Source organism: Saccharibacillus brassicae (assembly GCF_006542275.1).
GTDB lineage: Bacteria > Bacillota > Bacilli > Paenibacillales > Paenibacillaceae > Saccharibacillus > Saccharibacillus brassicae.
Genome location: NZ_CP041217.1, coordinates 2,133,890 through 2,156,276, shown reverse-complemented (window position 1 = coordinate 2,156,276; position 22,387 = coordinate 2,133,890). Strand labels below are relative to the sequence as shown.

At 64.6% G+C, this 22,387-nt stretch carries 10 protein-coding genes; 7 read left to right on the top strand and 3 right to left on the bottom strand.

Annotation, left to right across the window (positions count from 1 at the left end; translation table 11 throughout):
* The first annotated feature begins 151 nt into the window (after positions 1–151).
* Positions 152–11,842 (top strand): S-layer homology domain-containing protein, encoded by an 11,691-nt coding sequence (locus FFV09_RS08975; RefSeq protein ID WP_141447518.1) that lies wholly within the window; start codon positions 152–154, stop codon positions 11,840–11,842.
* 203 nt (positions 11,843–12,045) lie between these two features.
* Here the strand turns inward: FFV09_RS08975 and FFV09_RS08970 are convergent, their stop codons facing one another.
* Complete coding sequence (locus FFV09_RS08970; protein WP_141447517.1) at positions 12,046–12,729, bottom strand: CidB/LrgB family autolysis modulator; 684 nt, start codon at positions 12,727–12,729, stop codon at positions 12,046–12,048.
* Entirely contained in the window at positions 12,726–13,097 is a 372-nt protein-coding gene (locus tag FFV09_RS08965) for a CidA/LrgA family holin-like protein (RefSeq protein ID WP_141447516.1), read from the bottom strand. Before FFV09_RS08965 ends, FFV09_RS08970 begins: the two co-directional genes overlap by 4 nt.
* 151 nt (positions 13,098–13,248) lie before the next feature.
* Here FFV09_RS08965 and cidR point away from each other — a divergent pair, with 151 nt between their 5' ends.
* Positions 13,249–14,175: a cidABC operon transcriptional activator CidR gene (gene cidR / locus FFV09_RS08960; protein WP_141450403.1), complete on the top strand. Its 927-nt coding sequence runs from the start codon at positions 13,249–13,251 to the stop codon at positions 14,173–14,175.
* Between the two features lie 765 nt (positions 14,176–14,940).
* Here the strand turns inward: cidR and FFV09_RS08955 are convergent.
* Positions 14,941–15,846, bottom strand: a complete 906-nt coding sequence (locus tag FFV09_RS08955; protein ID WP_141447515.1) for a helix-turn-helix domain-containing protein — start codon at positions 15,844–15,846, stop codon at positions 14,941–14,943.
* A gap of 133 nt (positions 15,847–15,979) precedes the next feature.
* Between FFV09_RS08955 and FFV09_RS08950 the strand changes: the two genes are divergently transcribed.
* From FFV09_RS08950 to FFV09_RS08930, 5 genes are all read left to right on the top strand, one after another.
* A complete protein-coding gene (locus tag FFV09_RS08950; protein WP_141447514.1) occupies positions 15,980–16,759 on the top strand; it encodes an ABC transporter ATP-binding protein in 780 nt (259 codons plus the stop codon).
* Entirely contained in the window at positions 16,756–17,628 is an 873-nt protein-coding gene (locus FFV09_RS08945) for a DUF2705 family protein (protein ID WP_141447513.1), read from the top strand. The genes FFV09_RS08950 and FFV09_RS08945 overlap by 4 nt, the downstream gene beginning before the upstream one ends.
* Complete coding sequence (locus FFV09_RS08940; protein ID WP_170314975.1) at positions 17,621–18,424, top strand: ABC transporter permease; 804 nt, start codon at positions 17,621–17,623, stop codon at positions 18,422–18,424. Before FFV09_RS08945 ends, FFV09_RS08940 begins: the two co-directional genes overlap by 8 nt.
* A gap of 59 nt (positions 18,425–18,483) precedes the next feature.
* Complete coding sequence (locus FFV09_RS08935) at positions 18,484–19,164, top strand: response regulator transcription factor (RefSeq protein ID WP_141447511.1); 681 nt, start codon at positions 18,484–18,486, stop codon at positions 19,162–19,164.
* An 83-nt stretch (positions 19,165–19,247) separates the two neighbouring features.
* Positions 19,248–21,242, top strand: a complete 1,995-nt coding sequence (locus tag FFV09_RS08930; protein ID WP_170314974.1) for a sensor histidine kinase — start codon at positions 19,248–19,250, stop codon at positions 21,240–21,242.
* Positions 21,243–22,387: the final 1,145 nt, after the last annotated feature.

The window sequence follows — 22,387 nt, the reverse complement described above, 5'->3', positions numbered from 1 at the left end:
ACTTGATATGGAAAATTAAAGTGGAATGATGTATAAAAGTTCCAAAGAGATTTTTATTTGGGAAAAGGCATCGATCCGCCGGACTGCCCAAAGCTTGCCGTCGTTGAGTCGCAACAACAGAGACAGAAACAGAGAGGGTGCGGATGCGCAAATGGAAAAAGGGATACAGCAAAGGACTTGGAGATCTTGGATCAGCGGACTGCTGGCCGTCGTCATGGTCATCGCCATGTTCCCGGTGGGGCCGGGACGCGCTTTGGCGGCAGGGACGCTTAACGTCACGACTTCGGTGCCCAACGCCGTAGCCGGCGATACGACCGATATCAATCTGGCGTATACGAACAGCGCGGTATTGAACCTGAATGTGGGCGCCGTCGATTTCCATCTTCCGACGGGCCTCAAAGCGACCACGTCGGACCAGATCAACGGCGTGAATCTGACCCCTTCGCAGATTTTGGATGGCGGCCAGCGGGTACGGATCAGCGGGCTGAGCCTCACGCTTCTGCAAGCGACTTCGACGCTCTCGCTCAAACAGAAAACGATGCCCGTATCCGGCAATTATAATTTCGAAGTCCGGGTCTACGGTCTTACCCTCACCGTCATCAACACCACGCCAAGCGAAACGCAAACGGCAGGGCTGTCGATCGGCGCCTTGAGCCTGTCGATCGGCGGCATCCAGGTCGTCAACAATCCCGGCGCTGCCGATACCGTTACGGTCGGCGCCGTCAAGGCCGGCGACGTCGTCAAAATCTACAATCCCGACGCCTCGCTTCGGACGCAGCTGACCGCCCAGTCGGACGGAACGCTGACCGTTCCGGTCGTGCTCAATCCGGCAGGCGGAACCGTCAGCATCAGCCAGACGCGCGGCGGGGTAGAAAGCCTTAGACTGCCGGTCGTCTATCTGGAAGAAATCGTGCCCCCGGTGCTGCTGACTTCGGTCTATGTGTCCAACCAGTCCGGCAATGCCGACAGCGTGACGGTCAGCGACCTGAATCCCGGCGATTCCGTTCGCCTGTATACGTCGTTGACGGGCACGACGCCGCTCGCGACGTCTTCCCCGGTCGCGGCCGGCCAAAGTTCGGTCGTCGTACCGACGACGCTGACGCCGCTCGGCGGCAGCGTCTACGTATCGCGGGTACGCAGCGACGTCGAAAGCGTCCGCACACTCGTGCCTTACCTGCCGGAAGTCGTAGCCGCGCTGACGTCCAATCTCGTGTCGATCACGAACGGTTCGGGCAATTCCGACCAGGTGCGGGTCACGGGCCTGACGCCGGGCGACATCGTCCGCGTCTACGCGACGGACGGCACGCTGCTGAACTCGCTGACGGCGAATTCGAGCGGCATTGCCCAGGGAACCGTAGCGCTGGCGCCGGGAGGCGGCACCGTCAATCTGGTGCTGCTGCGCAACGGCGTGGAAAGTCTGGCGCTTCCGGTCGCGTACGTGGCCGAGACGGTCCGCTCGCTGCTGTCGAGCGATATCGTGATCACGAACAACAAAAACGACAGCGACGTCGTGACCGTGAAGGGCCTGCAGGAAGGCGACCGTATCGTGCTCGCGGTCGGCACCGGCACCCCGATCACTTCGCCTCCGGTCGGAAGTAACGGAAGCATCGATCTTCCGGCGGCGCTGCTCCCGAACGGCGGCAGCGTGACGCTCAACATTTTGCGCAACACGATCGAAGGACCGAAGCTTACGCTGCTGTACGATCCGGAGAAAGTCGATGCGCCGCTCACGTCGCAGATTACGCCGACCAACAATTCCGGCGACGCTGACCGCGTGAGCGTCAGCGGCCTGGAAGCCGGAGACGAAATTCTCGTCTACGCTTCGGCCGACGCGACGACGGAACTCGGCCGCGCGACGGCCGTCGCCGGCGGTTCTTCCGCCAGCGCCTCGGCTGCGGTTACGTTGACGCCGGCAGGCGGCACCGTCTACGTGGCGATCCAGCGCCACGGCGTCGTCAGCACGCGCACCGCGGCCGCTTACAGCACCGAGACGGTCGCGGCTCCCGCGCCCAATACGGTAACCGTCACGAACAATACGGCCGGCAGCGATTCGATCGCGGTCACGGGCCTGCAGGCCGGCGACAAGGTTCGCGTCTATGAAGCCGACGGCACGACGTTGATCGGCGAAGCTTCCGCCGTCGGTTCGGGCGGCGCCTACTCGGCTTCGCTGACCGGACGGACGCTTGCGCCCGCGGGCGGAAACGTTCGGGTGAGCATCGTGCGCAACACGATCGAAAGCGCCAAAACGACCGTCACCTACAATGCGGAATACGTGGCTCCGCCGCCACCCGCCACGATTACGGTGACGAACAACGCGAATCCGACCGCGGATACGGTCCGGGTCGGCGCTTTGCAGGCCGGCGATTCGATTCGCATTTACCAAAACGGCACAAGAACGGCGGAAGTGCCGGCAGCGGGAATGACGGCTTCGACCAACGTGACGTTGAACGGAGCCGGAGGCACGCTCAGCGTCAGCATCGTGCGCAACGGCGTCGAGAGCACGACGACGACCGTGACGTACCCTGCCGAAATTCCGAACTTTGCCGGTTCCGTCTCCGTGGTGAACGCGGAAGGCGATTCCGATACGTTTACGCTTACGGGCATGACGGCCGGCACGGCAGTGACCGTCTATCCGCAGGCCGACGGCACGGGCACGGCCCTGAACGCCGGCACGGTCGGCGCGAACGGCATCTTGAGCCTTCCGGTCACGCTTATTCCGGGCGGAAGCACGCTCAGCTTCGTCTTCACGCCGCCAAGTTCCGGCGCAAGCGCTCCGATCGCCGTCACATACGGCCCGGAACCGGTCACGCCGCCGAGCATGGACAGCATCGTACCGGCGAACAATACGGGCAATGCCGATACGGTCACGATCTCGAACCTCAACGATAACGACACGGTCAAAATCTTCGGCGTGAGCGAAGGCGGAACGTTGTCCCAAATCGGGACCGGCTCGGCAAGCGGTGCTGCCGGCAGCGCGTCCGCGGTCGTCAATCTGGCGCTCGTTCCGGCCGGAGGCACGATCGCCGTCACGATTACGCGCGGCGGCCTGACCAGCGAAGCGACGCGCGTCAATTACCCTTCGGAAGTCGTCAACGCTCCGGCGGTCGCGGACATCACCGTCGCGAACCTGGCCGGCACGGGCAGCGACTCCGTTAAAGTGGACAATTTGACGAACGGCGATTCCGTCACGGTCCGCAGCTACTCGGCCGGCAGTGCGCTGATCGAGACCCAAACGGCGAGCGCCGTCGGCACGTCCGCGCAGGCGGCGCTGCCGCTGGCTCCGGCCGGCGGGTACGTGACCGTCACGATTACGCGCAACACGATCGTCAGCGCCGCGACGACGGCGAATTACAGCGCCGAGACCGTTCCGGCTCCGGAAGTCGGTCAAATCGCGGTCTTGAACAACGCGGACACGGCCGCGGATCGCGTGACCGTTCAGGGCCTTGCGCCTAACGATTACGCGGAAATCGTCAGCTATAACGCGGCCGACGTCGAAATCGACCGCAAGCGCGTTCCGGCGCAGGGCGGCGAAGCGTCCGCCCTGATCGCTCTGGCTCCGGCCGGCGGCCATGTCACGGCGGCGATCATTCGCTACAGCACCGACGGAACGGGCGGCTTGTCCAGCGCGACGACCCGCGTGTCCTACAGCGCCGAAGTCGTGCCGCCTCCGGCGGCAGGGACCATTGCGGTCCGCAACAATTCCGGCAGCGGCGATACGGTCGCGGTCAGCGGGTTGAATGCGGGCGACCAGATTCGCGTCTACACTGCGGACGGAACGACGGAGCTCGGCAGAGCCGACGTCTCGGGAACGTCCGCCTCGGCTAACGTCACGCTCGTTCCGGGCGGCGGCGTCGTGCGTGTCACGATCGTGCGCAGCGGGCTGGAAAGTACCGGTACGCAGGTGTCGTACGGGGGCGAAGTCGTTCCGGCGCCGGAAGCTTCCGGCATTACGGTCGTCAATGCGGCGGGAACGTCCGCCGATACGGTGACGGTGTCCGGGCTTGAACCGGGAGACGTCATCAACGTATACGAAGGCGCCGATCTGCTCGGCACGGGAACGGTCGCGGCCGGCGCGGCATCGGTGCAAATTCCGGCCGCTCTGCGAAGCGCGGGCGGGATCGTTCAGGTGACGATCACGCGCAACACGATTACCGGCCCGGTTACGGGCGTGCCGTATGCGGCGGAAGTCGTTCCGGCCCCGGCCGCGGCGGAGATTGCAGTCTCGAACGTATCCAATACGGGCGCCCTGCTCGATACGGTCACCGTTACGGGAGTGACGGCGGGCGAGATCGTTCACGTCTACGATTCTTCGTACACGGAGATCGGCAGCAGCCCGTCGAACGGAGCGATCGTGACGGTCGGCATTCCAGGGAATCTCGCACCGGCGGGCGGAAGCCTGCTGGTCAGAATCGAACGCGGCGGATTGTTCAGCGCCTACGTTCCGGTCACTTATGAAGCGGAGACGATCGAGCCGATCGAACAGAATGCCGTCTCGGCGACGAATACGACCGGCGACGTCGACGCGATGAGCGTAAGCGGCCTGAATGCCGGCGAATCGGTACGCGTCTACCGGGCGAACGGCGTGCTGCTGACGACGCAGCCATACACGGCGAATCCGACCGTGTTCAATGTGGAATTTGCGCCGGAAGGCGAGACGCTGACGCTGATCCGCGTACGCGACGGCATCGAAAGCGTCGGCATCGCCTTTACGGTCGAAGCCGAAGCCGTGCCGGCCGTGGATGCGGTCAACGTGACCGCGACGAACAACGCGGGAGCGCGGGATACGGTGGAGGTTGCTGTCGCGGTAGGCGATTACGAGGCCGGCGATGTGTACGTCGCCTATGACGAGAGCCTGAACGAATTGGGCAGAAGCGACGCCTACGTCAACGGAATGTTCATTATTCCGGTGACGCTGCTGCCGACAGGAGGCACCGTTCAGGTGGCTCTGGAACGCAGAGGCGTGACCGGCCAGGCTTCCGGCGTGACTTACGCGGCCGAAGCCGCGGCACCGGCTCAAGGGCCGGCTGCGGCGGACATTACGGTCACGAACGATCAGGGCGGCACCGATCCGGTTGTCGTCGATAACGTCGAGACCGGGGATGTTGTGGTCGTCTACAATGCGGCCGGTACGGAAATTGGCCGCGCGACCGCCGCGGCGGACGGCAGCGTGACGGTGCTCGTCAATCTGGCGGACGCCAGCGGAGGCACCGTTCAAGTCTCGATCGTGCGCGGCGGAGCCGAAAGCGCACGGACGCCTCAGACGTACGCGGCTTACGATCCGAATCAGCCGGAAGTACCGGCTGCGGCGCAGGTATCGATTCTGCGTTCGACCGATCCTGCGGACGAAGACGAAGTGACCGTTACCGGCCTCGAAGCCGAAGACGTGGTCGAATTCTTCGATGACGAAGACACAAGCATCGGCACGGCCGACGCGAACGATTCGGGCGTCGCGGTTCTGCGGACGCTGAGATTGAAATCGTACGCGAGCACGCTTAAGCTGAACGTGCTGCGCGAAGGTTCCGTCAGCGGACCGCTTGCCGTCGCCTATCCGGCGCAGGCGACTTCGGTCGCGGCACCGGCTTCCGGTGACATCACGGTGAACAATGCCGCGGGGACGTCCAGCGACACGGTGACCGTGACGGGCGTCTTTGGCGGAGACCGCGTCCGCGTGTACACGCCGAACGGCGCGGTTCTGCTCGGCGAAGCGACAGCTTCGGGCACAAGCGCCGTCGTACCGGTGCAGCTCTCGGCTGCGGCGGGCAGCGTGCGCATCAACATCGTGCGCGGCGGCGTCCAAAGCGCCGGCACGCTCAAGCCTTACGCGGCGGAACCGGTAGTGACTCCGGCTCCGGCGGCGGCCGATATTTCGGTCGTCAACGCGCCGGGAACCGCTTCGGATACCGTCACGCTGCTGGGCGTTCAATCCGGCGACATCGTGAGAGTATACGCGGTGGGAAGCGGCACCGAGCTCGGGGAGCGTACCGCTTCCGGTACCGAAGTGATCGTTCCGGTCGCGCTGACCGCTTCCGGCGGAAGCGTGGAAGTGACCGTCGAGCGCGGCGGATTCGAAAGCACGCGGACGACGGTCGCTTACGGGGCGGAAGCGGCCCAGGCGCCGGCGGCGCCTGCGGCAGCCAGCATTGAAGTGACGAACGAGACCGGCGAGGCTTCGGACACGGTGACCGTGACGAATGTCCAGGCGGGCGACCTTGTCCGGGTCTTCGAAGGCGGCGGACCGGTTGCGATCGGTCAGGCTTCGGCGACCGGATCAAGCGTGACGATCCCGTCCGCGCTGCAGAGCGCGGGAGGCACCGTTACGGTTACGATCGAACGCGGCGGAGCGCAGAGCGCAAGGTCGGTTGCCGTCACTTACGGCGCCGAACCTCTGCCCGAGCCGCCTGCGGCAAGCAATATTACGGTGACGAACGCGGCCGGCACGACGTCGGATCGGGTCGTGATCGTGGAAGGCGTGCAGGCTTTCGACCTCGTTCGCGTCTATAACGAAGACGGTTCGGTCCTGCTCGGCCAGCTCACTTCGTCGGGCACGACCGTCACCATTCCGGTGGAACTGACGCCGGGAGGCGGCAGCGTGAGAGTGACGATCGAGCGCGGCGGCGCGGAAGGACCGCTGTCGACGCCGGTACCTTACACCGCCGAGCCGACGCCGGAACCTCCGGCGGCTCCGGCTGCGGGCAGCGTAACGGTGACGAACAACGTCGGCACTTCGGCCGATACGGTCGTCGTCGCGGATATCCGGTCCGGCGACATCGTCCGCGTCTACGCGGCGAACGGCACGACGCTGCTCGGGCAGCATGCTTCGACGGGCACGAGCACGACCGTCGCCGTCGCGCTGAGTGCGCCGGCCGGCACCGTGCGGGTCAGCATCGAGCGCGGCGGCGTGCAGAGCGCGCTGTCGGCCGCGGTGAACTACGCCGCCGAACCGGCGGCTCCGGACGCACCGGCGGTCGGCAGCGTGACGGCCACGAACAATGTGGGCACGCTGTCCGATAACGTCGTCGTCGCCGGTATTCAATCCGGCGACATCGTCCGCGTCTATGCCGCGGACGGCACGACGCTGCTCGGCCAGCATACGTCGACGGGCACGAGCACGACGGTTCCCGTCGCGCTGGGCGCGCCGGCGGGCACAGTTCGCGTCAGCATCGAGCGCAGCGGCCAGTTGAGCGCCCTGTCCGGCGCGGTCGCCTATGCGGCCGAACCGGCGGCGCCTCAGGCGCCTGCTGCCAATACCGTTACCGTCACGAACGACCCGGGCACGATCTCCGATACGGTCGTCGTCACGGGCGTCCAATCCGGCGACATCGTCCGCGTCTATGCGGCGAATGGCACGACGCTGCTCGGGCAGCATGCTTCGACGGGCACAAGCGCGACCGTCGCCGTCGCGCTGGGCGCGCCGGCCGGCACCGTTCGGGTCACGATCGAGCGCAGCGGCCAGGAGAGCGCGCTCTCCGCACAGATCGGCTACGCGGCCGAGATTCCGGCCGTACCTGCGCCGGATGCTCCGGCAGTCGGCGACGTTCAGGTGACGAACGCCGTCGGCACGACGGCGGATAGCGTCGTCGTCGCAGACGTCCAATCCGGCGACATCGTCCGCGTCTATGCGGCGGACGGCACGACGCTGCTTGGGCAGCATACGTCGACCGGCACGAGCGCGACCGTAATCGTCGCGCTCGGCGAAGCGGCCGGCACGGTTCGCGTATCCATCGAACGCGACGGCGTTCGAAGCGACCTGTCCGCACCGGTGAACTATGCGGCGGAACCGACTCCGCCGACCCCGGTCAGACCGGACGCGCCGGACGCAGCCGATATTTCGGCAGTCAACAATCCGGGTACGGCGGACAGCGTCCGCGTTGAGGACGTGCAGTCCGGCGATATCGTCAGAGTCTACGCGGCGAACGGCACGACGCTGCTCGGCCAGGCGACAGCCGGCACCAATTCCGTCGATATTCCGGTCACGCTGTCGGCGGGCACCGGCACGGTGAACGTCACGATTACCCGGGACGGTCTGGAAAGTCTGCCGCAGCCGAAAAACTACGCGGCGGAAAACGTTCCGGCCCTTGATCCGGCGAGCTTTACCGTGACGACTACCGTCTACGGCTCGGGCCTGGCGGCCGTCTCCGACAACGATCTGATCGTCGGCGATACGGTCATCCTGAGCGGCGGCAGCGGCGAAATCGCCCGCGGCACCGTGACTTCGGGAGGAAGCGTGAATATCGCGATTCCTGACGGGGCGCTCAATCCGTCGGGCGGCACGTTCGAAGCGGTGCTGGAGCGAGCCGGCCAGCGCAGCACGCCGGTGACGGTCAATTACGGTTCCGCTCCAAGCGGTCCGGTAGAAGCGCCGACACTCGCACAGATTGCGACCGATCCCGCGGCGGGCACCGTCACCGTGAACGGTCTGCAAGAAGGCGACACGATTACGGTCACGGACGGCGCAGGCGGCATCCAGACGTCGGAACCGGCCGGTTCCGACGGAACGGCGACCGTCGACGAAGTGGTGTTCTCGCCTGAAGGAGGTACGCTCCAGATCGTCGTCGACAGAGGCGGCGATACCAGCGCGCCGGTCACGGTCGCTTATGCCGCCGAGACTCCGGATGCTCCGGGCGCTGCGGCGATCGCGGTCGTCAACGCTCCGGGCACGACGAACGATACGGTAACGGTCGACCAGCTTACGCCGGGCGATCGGGTGCTGGTCTACGATTTCACCGGCACGAACCTGATCGGGCAGGGCACGGCGGGCTCCGCCATTCTCGCGATTCCGGTCGCGCTTGCGGACACGGCCGGACAGGTCCAGGTCTCGATCGTAAGAAACGGTCTCGAAAGCGCGAAAACGCCGTACGATTACACGGCAGCCGCGGCGCCAAGCGTTCCGGCTCCTCCGGCGGCGGATATCGCGGTCGAGAACAATGCGGGCAGCGATGACCGCGTCGTCGTGCAAAACGTGCTGAGCGGAGACCTCGTCACGGTCTACGCGGCGGACGGCACGACGATCCTCGGTCAGGAAAAAGCGACCGCAAACGGCCCGCTCACGATTGACGTGACGTTGGGCACGGCGTCGGGCGAAGTGCAGGTGGCCCTGACGCGCGGCGAAGCGCAAAGCACGAAGACGACGGCGCCGTACACGGCCGAAGCGTCCAGCGTTCCGGCACCTTCCGCGGGCAGTATCGACGTGGACAACAACGCGGGCAATGCCGATACGGTCGTCGTGCGGAACGTGCAGGCCGGCGATATCGTCACGGTCTACGCTTCGAACGGCACGACGATTCTCGGTCAGGAAACGGCGCCGGCAAACGGCAGTATGACGGTCAACGTGACGCTGGGTACGTCGGCAGGCGACGTTCTCGTCGCGATTACGCGCGGCGGCGTCCAGAGCGCCCGGGCGACGGTCGGTTATGCGGCCGAAGCTTCGGACGTTCCGGCGCCTCCGGCGGCGGACGTCACCGTCGACAACGACACGGGCAGCACCGACAGCGTTATTGTGAAAAACGTGCAGGTCGGCGACGTCGTCACCGTCTATGCGTCGAACGGCACGACGATTCTCGGTCAGGAAACGGCGACGGCAAACGGCGACCTTACGGTCAACGTGACGCTGAGCGGCGCGGAGGACGAAGTCCAGGTCGCGATTACGCGCGGCGGGGTCCAAAGCGAGAAGACGACGGTCGGGTACACGCCCGAAGCGTCGAGCGTTCCGGCACCGCCGGAAGCCGGCATCGTCGTTACGAACAATACGGGCAGCGGCGACACGGTCGTCGTGCCGAACGTGCAGGACGGCGATATCGTCACCGTCTATGCGGCAAACGGCATCACGATTCTCGGTCAGGAGACGGCGACGCAGAACGGACCGATCACGATCAGCGTGACGCTGAACGCGGCGTCCGACCTCGTGCAGGTTGCGATTACGCGCGGCGCCGTGCAGAGCGCGAAGACGACCAAAGAGTATGCCGCCGAACCTAGCAGCGTACCGGCTCCGCCGGCGAACGCCATTACGGTCACGAACAATACGGGCAGCAGCGATACCGTCATCGTCTCCGGCATGGAGATCGGCGATATCGTGACGGTGTACGCGGCGGACGGCGTCACCGTAATCGGTCAAGGCACCGCGACCGAAGCGGGCACGCTGACGATCGGCGTCACGCTGAACGCGGGAGCGGGCGATGTTCGCGTCGCCGTGACACGCGGCACGATCCAGAGCGCCAAAACGCCAAAAGGCTATACGGCCGAACCGTCCAACCTGCCGGCTCCTTCGGCGGGCGACGTCACGGTCGTCAACAATCTCGGCGCGCAGGATAGCGTTACGATCCGCAGCGTCCAGGCGGGCGACACGATTACCGTCTACGCGGCCAACGGCACGACCGTATTGGCCCGCGTCACGGCGGAAACGTCGGGCGATCTGACGATTCCGGTCACGCTGCCGGAAAACAGCGGCACGGTGAATGTGACCGTATCCCGCGGCGGCGTGGAAAGCCTGCCGGCATCTCCGGCCTATACGGCGGAACCGACGACGCTTGCCGCACCTGCGGCAGGCAGCATCACGGTTACGAACAACACGGGCAGCTCCGATGCCGTCGTGCTGACCGGCCTTCAGGCCGGCGACACGATCATCGTCTACGCGGCCAACGGCACGACGATTCTCGACCGGATCACGGTCGGTTCCGATCCGGCATCGTGGACGGTTCCGGTCACGCTGATTCCGGGCGGAGGCAGCGTGCAGGTGTCGATTCTGAGAGGCGGTATCGAAAGCGCCAGAACGACCATCGACTATGGCGCCGAAACGTCGAGCGTTCCGGCTCCGGCCGCGGTCGGCATTACGGTTACCAATAACGGCGGCGCAGGCAGCAGCGTCATCGTGTCGAACGTGCAGCCGGGCGACATCGTCACCGTCTATGCCGAGAACGGCACGACGGTCATCGGCCGGGCCCAGGTTCAACCGGGCGCGACGAGTGTTGCCATTCCGGTCGTGCTCGACGAAGCGGGCGGAAACGTTCAAGTGACGCTGACGCGCGGCACGGTGCAAAGCGCTCCGACAGCGGTCGCCTATGCGGCGCGCGTCGAACCGCAGCCGGGCACGGGCGGAGGAGGAGGCGACGGAGGCGGAGGCTTTACGCCGGCCGATCCGGCCGGACCTGTCGCACCTCCGGCACCGACTCCGAATCCGGTTACGCCGGAGACGAACCCGGTCACGCCGGAGACGGAAGGCGAAGGAGAAGAGATCGACGCTCCGGGCCGGATCGTGTCGCTGACGGTACGCGCACCGCGGACGTTCAACGATATTTCCGGATACTGGGCGCAGCCGGCGATCGAACGCCTGGCCTCGCTTGGCGTCATCGACGGCAACCCGGACGGAAGCTTCGCTCCGCGCGAAGGCGTATCCCGTGCCCAGTTCACGAAGATGGTCGCCACCCTGCTGGGCATTCAATCCAAAAACGCTCCGATCTTCGCCGATACGCCGGCTAACCGCTGGTATACGGAATCGATCCAGGGCGCTTACGAACAAGGCATCGTGAACGGGTACAAGGGCGGCAGTTTCGAACCCGACGAACCGGTCACACGCGAAGAAATGGCCAAGATCCTCATGAACGCCATGCTGTGGCTGAACCCGGACGTGTTCGCGAACGATCCCGACTACTCGTTGACGGAAGCGTTCCGCGATTCCGGCAAAGTCGGCAAGTGGGCGGAAGAACCGGTCAGCCGGATGCTGGAAGAAGGCATCCTGCTCGGCAAAACGAACGGCGTGCTCGATCCGAAAGGCAATGCGACGCGTGCCGAAGCGGCAGCCGTCCTGATTCGCCTGATGGAACGCATGAGCGACAACTTCGACTTTTAATCCAACAAGATCGTCTGCTCCAACCGTTCGAACGTTTTACGTCTGAAAAAGAACGACAAAAACCCCCGCTCTCCATTTATGGAGCCGCGGGGGTTTTGACGTGCGATCCGATTGCGATTGTTCCCGGCCTGCGCGTTCTGTTCGTGCGCGGCGCGGCCTGCGTTCCGGGGGTGTGCATGCCGTTCATGTTCAGCCTATTTCGTTCAGCCCAGCAGGCCGAGCAGCATGGGAGCGCCGAGCAGCGTGAACAGCGCGGCGAGGATCATCGAGATGCTGGAGATGGTGCCGGTGAGCGGATTCAGCTCGAACGCTTTGGACGTGCCTGTTCCGTGCGCGCTTGTGCCGAACAGGACGCCGCGGGCGATATCGCCTTCGATCCGCAGCAGCTTGACGACGGAAGGGCCCATCATGGCGCCGAGCAGCCCGGTCATGATGACGAACACGGCTGTGATCGTCGGTACGCCGCCGATCATCTGCGAGACGTTCATGGCGATCGGCGTCGTGACCGAGCGGGGAACGAGGCTGCTGGCCAGCTCGCCGTTCAGGTGCATCAGGCGCGCCAGCAGCGCGGACGACGTCATCGCCATGACGGAACCGAACAGGACGCTTGCGACGATCTCGCCGGCATGCTTTTTGAGCGTTTGCAAATTTTTGTACAGCGGAACGGCAAACGCGACGGTAGCCGGCTGAAGCAGACGGGACAGCCAGGCGCCGCCCTGATTGTATTCGGCATAGGTGGAATGGGTGGAGAGCAGCACCGCGACCAGAATCACCGGCGTAATGAGCAGCGGCGAGAGATAGACGCGCGGATATTTGCGATAGACCCATTTGGCGGCATAATAAATGACGAGCGTGGCGGTGAGGTACGTGACGGCTTGATTGATCATGAAGGGCGGCTCTCCTTTCTTCTCGATAACGCTCCGGCCAACAGGCCCGAGCTGGTCATGACGATCAGGGTGCTCAGCACCACGACGGCGAGGATACGCATGCCGTCCTGTTCGAGCAGCGGAATATAATTCATGACGCCGACGGCGGCAGGGATAAAGAACAGCAGCAGTTCGGCGAGCAGCCAGGTGGCGCCGAGTTCGATCCACTCCAGCTTGACGATCCGGAACTGCAGCAGCAGGAACAGGGCGAGAATGCCGAGGATGCTGCCGGGCAGCGGAAGGTGCGTCCAGGCTGCAAGCCGGTTCATCAACTCGGAGAACGCCATCAAGCCGGTAATCTGAATCGCGACGAGCAGCACTTTTTTCACGGGGACGCTCCTTTCTGTAATCTCTTCTCTATATTGAAAATTTTACATCTCTTTCTTTCATGCGTAAAATGAATAATAAGAATCATAAGCATTACTTTTGGTTATGGTAGAAGACCAGAATATGCAGTATAAAAGAAAAGGCGGCGAACAGATGGATATCCGGCACCTGACTTATTTTCTGGAAACGGCACGGCTCAAAAGCTTCACCCGGGCCGCCGAATCGTTATACGTGAGCCAGCCCGCGGTGAGCAAAGCGATCCGGCAGCTCGAAGAAGAACTGGGCGCGACGCTGCTCGACCGGGTCGGCCGGCGCGTCGAAGTGACCGACGCCGGCCGGGTCGTTATGGAACAGGCCAAAGCGATCACGCAGTCGTTCTCGAACCTGTCCGCGCAGCTCGGCGACTTGGCGGAGCTGAAGCGCGGGCATATCCGGATCGGGCTGCCGCCGATGGTCGGATCGAGCTTTTTTCCCAAAGTGATCGGGGCGTTCCACGACCGTTACCCCGACGTGACGCTGCAGGTGTTCGAAGACGGAGCCAAAAAAGTCGAAGCGGACGTCGCGGAAGGCGTGCTGGACATCGGGGTCGTCGTGCTGCCGCTGTCGTTCGACGTGTTCGATTCGTTCCAGTTCGCCGAGGAGCGGCTGAATCTGGTCGTGCCGGCGTCGCATGCTCTGGCGGGCGCGCCGAGCGCCAAGCTCGGGGAGCTGGCGCAGGAGAACTTCGTCTTTTTCCGGGAAGATTTCACGCTGCACGACCGGATCATCAACGAATGCCTGCAGGCCGGCTTCCAGCCGAGGATCGTGTACGAAAGTTCGCAGTGGGACCTGATCAGCGAGATGGTAGCGGCCGGACTCGGCGTAGCGCTGCTGCCCGAGACGATCTGCCGGCAGGCGTCGGGCAAATCCGTCGCCGTCGTGCCGCTCGAACAGCCGGCGATCTGGTGGAGACTCGGCGTCATCTGGCGCAAAGACCGCTACCAGTCGTACGCGGCGCGCGAATGGATCGCGTTCACGCGGGAGTGGCTCGGCGGCACGCCGATCGAGGAGCGGGGCAGGCTTGGCCGGCGGGGCGGGTGAGCGGAACGGAACGGAACGGAACGGAAGACCGGGCGTGTTCGGTAGCCGGATGAGCGGAACGGAAGACCGGGCGTGTTCGATAGCCGGGTGACGGAGGTGTCCGATAACCGGATAACCGGATGGCGGGAAATGGGCATCCGTGCGGCGGGTTCGAACTGTAACGAATCGTAGGCACCTTATTTGCCGATTTTTCGCCTTTTATGAAATCTAACGAATCGTCGTATCCTTATTGGGCGTCAAAAGACCGGATTCACGGGATTCGGAGCCAATAGCGTTGTGACGATTCGTTAGTTTGGCAAAAAGCGTGCTGGAGAGCAAATAGCGTGCTGACGGTTCGCTACGGCGAGAAGCGGCGTGAGGTTTGCCGATCTAACGCCTGCCCGCTCGCTCGCCTGACCACTATACCGTCCAACAGCCCGCACGTGCGCCTGCCTCACAACTGTATCGTCCAACAGCCTGCTTCATGCGCCCGTGTGACAACTGGATCGTCGACGGCCCGCCCGTGCGCTCGCCCGACAGCCGCCCGCGCACTCGTTTGACCGCCTGACGTCCGGCTTCCGCCTCACCGCCCAACGCACCAAAGGCTTTCTCCTTCGCGGAGAAAGCCTTTTTTGCCTGCCGGTCTATTTTCCAATCTATATACCAGCCTATCTATATTCCTATAGGCCCGCCCATCTATCCATCTACCCATACATGTGCCCGCCCATCTATCCGCCTATCCGCTCCTCTGCCTGCCTACCCGAAGGTACCGTTACCGTCGCGGCTTTATTCCGGCACCTCTTCGAACGACAGATTGATCGGCCGGTCGGGCAGCGGTTCTTCCGTTTGAAGATGGGTGGTCGGCACGGTGTCCGGCACCTCGTCGAACGCGAAGCCGTCGACATGGATCTGCCCGGAACCGCTCAGCAGAACGCCGAACGAGATCTGCGCGGCGGATTCGGGGACGTCCAGCACGATCGCGTAATGGTTCCAGTCCAGCGTCCCGGTCAGCGGGCGATTCGCCATGTTGTCGAACTGAAGCACGTCGCCGTCGGCCGCGTCTACCCGCATCCACAGCGCCGCGAAGCCCGGTTCGACCTGGTCCGTTTTGACGAATGCCGACAGCCGGATTCTCTGCCCGACATAGCGTTCCGCCCGAAAGACCTGCATCATCGTGCCGAACTGCTCCGGCGTCTCGGCCGCGGCCGACTTGAGATAGCCGGACCCGGTTCCCCGGTGCACCGTATGGCGGTCGATGCCCATTTCGTACAGAAAAGGATGACTCCCGCTCATGAACCAGCCTTTGACCGGAGACTCTTGAAGATTGGAATTTGTCTGCATGGAAAGTTCCTCCTTGTGCAGCATGCCGCCCATCCATCTACGATAACGGGCAGGCGGCAGCCCGTATATTTTTTTGAATGCCCGGCTGAACGCTTCCTGCGACTCGAACCCGAACCGCAGCGCGAGATCGAGCACCCGCTCGTCCGTATGCAGCAGCGCGGACGCCGCGCCGGCCAGCCTTCTTGCGCGCACATACTCCGACATCGTCATGCCGGTCTCTCTCTGGAAAATCCGGTGAAAATGGAAAAAGGAAAACCCGGCTTCGGACGCGATTTCTTCGCCCGTCAAGGCTCGTTCCAGATTGCGCTCGATATAGTCGATCGTTTTTTGCACCGCAGGATTATAGCTCACGTGAACGCCTCCTTGTACCCAGAGTAGCAGACCGGGCGCAGCGGGGTTTTGACTTTTTTTGCGACCTTTTATTCTTTCTTTAGATTTGCCTTCTACACTTGGGGCAGACGAAAAAGAAAGAGGCGATGCACACATGCAGGCGACACAAACGGAACGGGAAAACAGGATCGTAATCCCGCAGGCGGAGCAGCCGCTGGTCGAGATCGGGAACGTCACCAAACGGGTGCGGCGGCGGACGCTGCTCCAGAACGTGTCCTTCACGGTCGAACGGGGCGAGATCTGCGGGCTGCTCGGGCCGAACGGGGCGGGCAAAACAACGCTGATCCGCGTCATGACCGGACTGATCCGGCCGGATTCCGGCGACGTCCTGATCGGCGGGCGCAGCGTGGTGCGCGATCGGCAGGCGGCCGCCGCGCAGTTCGGCGCGATCGTCGAGTCGCCGATCTTCTTCCCGTACATGACGGGGCGCGACAATCTCGACAATCTGGCGCTGCTGCATCCGAACCTGCCCGACCGCGCGGCGCGGCGGCAGCGGGTGCGCGAAGTGCTTGAGATCGTGCGCATGGACCAGAGAGCCGACGAGCGCGTCAAAACGTATTCGCTCGGCATGAAGCAGCGGCTCGGCATCGCGCAGGCGCTGCTCGGCGATCCGCAGCTCCTGATCCTCGACGAGCCGGCCAACGGACTCGATCCGATGGGGATCCGGGAACTGCGCGAGCTGATTCTGCGGCTCAAGCACGACCTCGGCAAAACGGTGCTGATCTCCAGCCACCTGCTCGACGAACTCCAGAAAATCTGCGACCGCATCGTCGTCATTCGCGAAGGCGAGCGCGTCTTCGCGGGCAGCCGGGAAGAGATGATCGGCGACCACGGCAGTCTGGAAGAAGCGTTTGTAGAAAGGATGACGACATGAGCCTGCTGCTGTACGAACCTTCAAGCGGCGACGGGGTCGGCTTTCGCAGGCTGCTGGCGGCGGAATGGGGCAAACTGTGGAACCGGCGCGTCGTGCGGCTGATGGCGTTCGCCGCTCCGCTGATGGCGCTCGTGTCGGCCCGCTATTTGCTGTCGCAAAACGGCGTGCTCGATCCGGGACTGCCGGAGTACGCGACCGCCGGCAGCGTGCCGGTGCTCGCGCTGGCCGAGATGCTCGTCACCGCGTTCAGCGGCATGATGCTGGTGCTGGCCGGCCTGACGGTGACGGAAGAATACCGCAGCGGCCAACTGCGGATGGGCCTGCTGCGCGCGGTGTCGCTGAAGCGGATCATGGCGGCCAAATGGGTCGTCTGCCTGTCTTTTATGTGGATGCAGCTGGCGCTTTATCTGATCTGCTCGGCGGCGATCGGGCGAATTCTGTTCCCCAACCCGGAGACGTATCCGTTGTTCTACGGGGCCGGCTTCGCGACGTACGGACAAGGGCTGCTGTACGATCTCGCGTACTACGGATTGGCCGCTCTTGCGCTGGCCGCGCTGCTGACCGTCTTTTTCTGGCTTGCGGCGGTCGGGCGTTCGTCCACGGTGACGCTTGCGCTCGGAATCGGCTTCCTGCTGCTGTCGTACCTGCTGCCGACGCTGCTGACGTATTTCCGGCCGCTGTTCGAGCTGGAGGCTTATGTACGGCTGTATTTTCTGTCGCTGCTCATGATCGAATGGGAAGGTCTTGCGGCGATGCTTGCGGACCTGCACGGGCTGCGGCTGTGGAATCTGGGCGTGATCGCGGGCTACGGCCTGCTGTTCGGCGTCCTGACGGCGTTGATCTGGAGAAGGAGGGATTCTTTTGAATAAGGAAAAACAAAGCGGAGTCGGAACGGGCAATCTGCTCCGAAGCGAAGCGCAGCGGGTGTTCAAACGCAAACGGACGTGGGCGGTCATCGCCGTCTACCTGCTCTTCGTGCCGCTGGAATGTCTGTTTCTGGCGATGATGAACACAAGTTTCTACGACATGAACCGTCCCGTGGCGCTCGATTCGCTGAATACGGCGCCCTTTCTGCTGCGGGAGCTGGCGATTCTGATGCATTTCGTCGTCATTCCGATGCTTGCGGCGGACAGCTTCGGCGGCGACGTGTCTTCGGGCGCGCTGCGGCTGGCGCTGATCCGCCCGGTGTCGCGCGTGCGCCTGTTTCTGGCCAAATGGGCCGTGCTGGGCTTGATCGTCGGCGTCCTGACGCTGTTCACGTGGGCGGCCGGAACGGTGTTCGGGTCGATCTTTATGGCGCCCGCCGCCGAGACGACGCTGCCGGGCGCGGGCACGGTCGGCGCTGCGGGCGCGCTCGGCTACGGGCTGTCTTTTTACGGCATCGCTTTCTGCGTCTTCGTCGCCCTGATCGGGATCGGCGGCCTTGTGGCGCGGCTTGTGCCCAATCCGGTGCTGGCCTATGTCGGCACGCTGGCGGTCATCGTAGGCGGACTGTACGCGTCGGACCGGCTCGCTTTTCTGCTGTCGGTGTCCGATTCGATCTTCCGGTTTCTCGGCCAAACGGGCGGCAGCGACGCCGGGCTCGGCTGGACGGTCTGCGTGCTGCTGGCGGGCTGCGCTATAATGGGAACATGGAGTTGGAAGCGGAGAGAATGGACGCAGTAGGAACGGACGGCTTGGAAAACGGGCGTGCCGCTGCGAAAACAAGGAGAGGATGAGCGGACATGGCCGATACGGTGCTGTTGGTGGACGACGAGCGCGAGATCGTGGCGTTCATGCGCGATGCGCTGGAAGACGAAGGATACGAGGTGTTGTGCGCGTACGGCGGCCAGGAGACGCTGGCTCTGCTGCCCCGCCGGCCCGATCTCGTCGTGCTCGACGTGATGATGCCCGGCATGGACGGCTACGAGCTGTGCGCGGCGATCCGCGAAAGCGCGTCCTGCCCCATCTTGTTCGTCAGCGCCCGGCGTTCCGAAGAAGACCGCGTGCGCGGGCTGATGGCCGGCGGCGACGACTACTTGGTGAAGCCGTTCGGCCTGCGCGAGTTCAAGACGAGAATCTACGCGCATCTGCGCCGGGAAAAAAGAGACCGCGGCGCAGCGGAGCGCTACCTGCGCTTCGGTGCCCTCGCGATCGACGCGCAGGCCCGCGAAGTCCGCCTCGGAGAGACAGCGCTTGCGTTCACCGGGCGCGAATTCGACATCGTGCTGCTGCTGGCGCTGCACCCGTCGCAGGTGTTCGCGCGCGAAGACATCTACGAGCGGATCTGGGGCCTGGAAGCAGACGGCGACTCGTCGACGGTCACGGAACACGTCAAAAAAGTCCGGGCCAAACTGCACGCCGCCGATCCCGAACTGAACCCCATCTCCACCGTGTGGGGGGTCGGTTATAAATGGCGGATATGAAGGAGGGAGCGGAGGTCGGGATGCGTAGAGCAGGCGAGGATCTCGGGGCAGAGCCCGGGAGCGAAGAGAGCAGGGAACAATCCGTGAGCCAGGCGGGTGAAGTTCGCGGGGCGGAATCCGCAGGCGAAGGGGGCGAACGGAGTGGAGAGCGGGCGGCTCGCGGGGGAGAGCACGTGGGCGAAGAGAGCAGGGAACAATCCGAGAGCCAGGCGGGCGAGGTTCGCGGGGCGGAGTCCGTAGGTGAAGGGGGCGAAGGGAGTGGAGAGCGGGCGGCTCGCGGGGCAGAGGCCGGGAGCGAAGGGAGCAGGGAACAATCGGTAAGCCAGGCGGGCGAGGTTCGCGGGGCGGAATCCGTAGGTGAAGCGGGCGAACGGAGTGGAGAGCGGGCGGCTCGCGGGGCAGAGCCCGTGGGCGAAGGGAGCAGGGAACAATCCGTGAGCCAGGCGGGCGAAGTTCGCGGGGCGGAATCCGTAGGTGAAGCGGGCGAACGGAGTGGAGAGCGGGCGGCTCGCGGGGCAGAGCCCGTGGGCGAAGGGAGTGCGGCGGGCAGAGCTCCGAATGAACACGCCGCTGTTCGGGGCGGAAGCGCGCCGGGCCGCAGCCCTGCGAAAGATCGGCTGCTAAAAAGCCTGATCCAGCGCACGTTCCAGCGGACGTTTCTGCTCAGCGTGCTGGCGACGGTGCTGACGTGGGCACTGGGTCTGGGCGTCCTGCTCGTCTGGAGCGGCTCGCTGCGTCCGGCGAATTATTACGAAAGTCTTGTGCCGCAGGTCGCCGAACAGGTGCGGCAGCTGGGCGATCCGGTATCCCCGGCTTCGCAAAGCGCCGTCGCGGCGATCGTGCCGGCCGACGGAATGGCTTACGAAGTGTTCGACGCCTCGGGCCGACGGATCTACGGCTCGTTTGTTACGGACAGCGCGCATTCGATCCGCGGCGGGCCGGATCTGCTGGCGCGTCTGAACGGCCATGTATCGGCGAACGGCTATTATATCCGCTACGAGCCGCTGACAGGGCCGGACGGCGCATTCGCCGGCGCGATCGCGCTGCGCTACAAGCTGACGGCCGCCGCGGCGAATCCGTCGCATGCCGTGCCGCTGCTGCTCGGCGGGCTGCTGATGGCGGCCGCGCCGTTCGCTTATTTGTACGGGTTCACGGTCTGGAGCGGCCGCCGCCTCAGCCGCAAGCTCGAAGAGCCGTTCGGGCATCTGATCGAAGGCGCGGAGAAGATCCGCGAGCACGATCTGGATTTCTCGCTGGAACGCGGAGGAACCGGCGTCCGCGAGCTGAACCAGCTGCTCGCCGCATTCGAGCAGATGCGCGAAGCGCTGCGGGAATCGCTGCGGCGCGAATGGGAGTCGGAACGCGACCGGCGCGACGCGATCGCGGCCGTCGCGCACGACCTCGGCACGCCGCTCAGCGTGATTCGCGGGCACGCGGAAGTGCTGCTGGAAGACGGAGGCCGCCGTCCCGAGCGCGCGGTCCGCTACGCCGAGACGATTCTCGGCGCGGTGGACCGTTCGATCTCGCTGACGGCGGACCTGTCGGAAGCCGCGCGGGTGGAACGTCCGGACTTTGCGCTCAGTCCGGAGCCGGTCGACCTGGAGGCGGCTTTCCGCGCCAAAGGGCGGGAATACGCCTTTCTGTGCCGAAAGCGCGGCCTCGCCTTCGAGCTGTCGGCACACGACCTGCGGGCCGAGGGCGAACACGGCCCGCTGCGATTGGATCAGCACCGGATCAACCGGGTGCTGGACAATCTTGTCAGTAACGCCCTCCGCTACGCGCCGGAGGGCGGCTGCGTCGCGGTCGAACTTCGAATCCGGCCCGGCACGGCCGAATTCGAAGTGCGCGACGACGGCCCCGGCTTCGCGGAGGCCGGGGGCGGCCGCATCTTCGAGAAGTTCTATCGCGAAGATGCGGCAAGGTCTGCCGACGCCGGAACGGGCGGCGTCGGGCACTCCGGTCTCGGGCTGTTCATCGCCCGAACCGTCGTGCGCCGGCACGGCGGCGAGATCGCCGCGCGCAACCGCCCGGAGGGCGGCGCCAGCGTCTCCTTCTCCGTCGCGGAGCTGGAGGACTAGCCGGGCTGCGCGGCTGGGTTTGGCTGGCGCCCGGCCGAGCCCTGCGATCCCCGCGCCCAACCGCGCCCGACCGCGCCCGACCTGCCCTGCGCCCCCACGCGTTGCCCCGCCGCGCCCGGCACCCTCACGCGCCAATCCCCCGCGCCCAACCGCGTCCTGCGCCCCCACGCGCTGCCCCGCCGCGCCCGGCTTCGTCCTACGCTCTCCCGCGCCAATCCCCCGCGCCCGGCCGAGCCCTGCGCCCCCGCGCGCCGATCCGCCGCGCCCGGCCGAGCCCTGCGCCCCCGCGCGCCGATCCGCCGCGCCCGGCTTCGCCATCGGGCCTGCCAACCCCGCCGTCCCGATCCGCCTTCCACAGCCTACAGCCGCATACCCCGCCCAAGTACCGGCTCAAAACCACCAATCCGACTTTACCCCACTCAAATAAGTGCGCCAAAACAGCTAATTTCCGCGGCCTGGCCGCTGCATAAAAAATAAGTGCGACAGAACACTTATTTTCCTCGTTCGGCCTGCCCAACCCGGATATTGGCCCAAATAACTGTTCTCCTGCACTTATTTTCGAAAAATAGTCTTTTTGAAGCGAAATAACTGCTCTCACGCAGTTATTTTCGTATTCGAGCGTATAGAAGGACATTTCGAGCTTCCAAGCGCTCTGAGAAGCCCGAAGACGTGCTTGCGTGCGCCGCGGAACGCTTCAGGCTCTGCCGGCCGCGAATATTTCGAGCCTCCGGCGCTCCGCCGAGCCCGAGCCTACCCCAATCCAACTCAAGCAAATTAAAAAAACCAAAAACACCACCAACAAATCGCGAGATTTGCGGTGGTGTTTTTTGAGGCGTCCGGTCTGTTTGCACGATAAGCTTAACTTTTGATCGACGGGGGCAAGTTTCTCTGTTCGCATGCGGAATCCGGAATCTTCTTGCAGGATTCCTTCTAATTTTGTTCTGCCCTCATGGCCGCCGCTGCGCCAGCTCTGCGCTCCGCCGCCGCGAGCGCGCTTCGCAACCCGCCGCTGCGCCAGCTCTGCGCTCCGCCGCCGCGAGCGCGCTTCGCAATCCGCCGCTGCGCCAGCTCTGCGCTCCGCCGCTGCGAGCCTGCTTCGCAACCCGCCGCTACGCCAGCTCTGCACTCCGCCGCCGCGAGCGCGC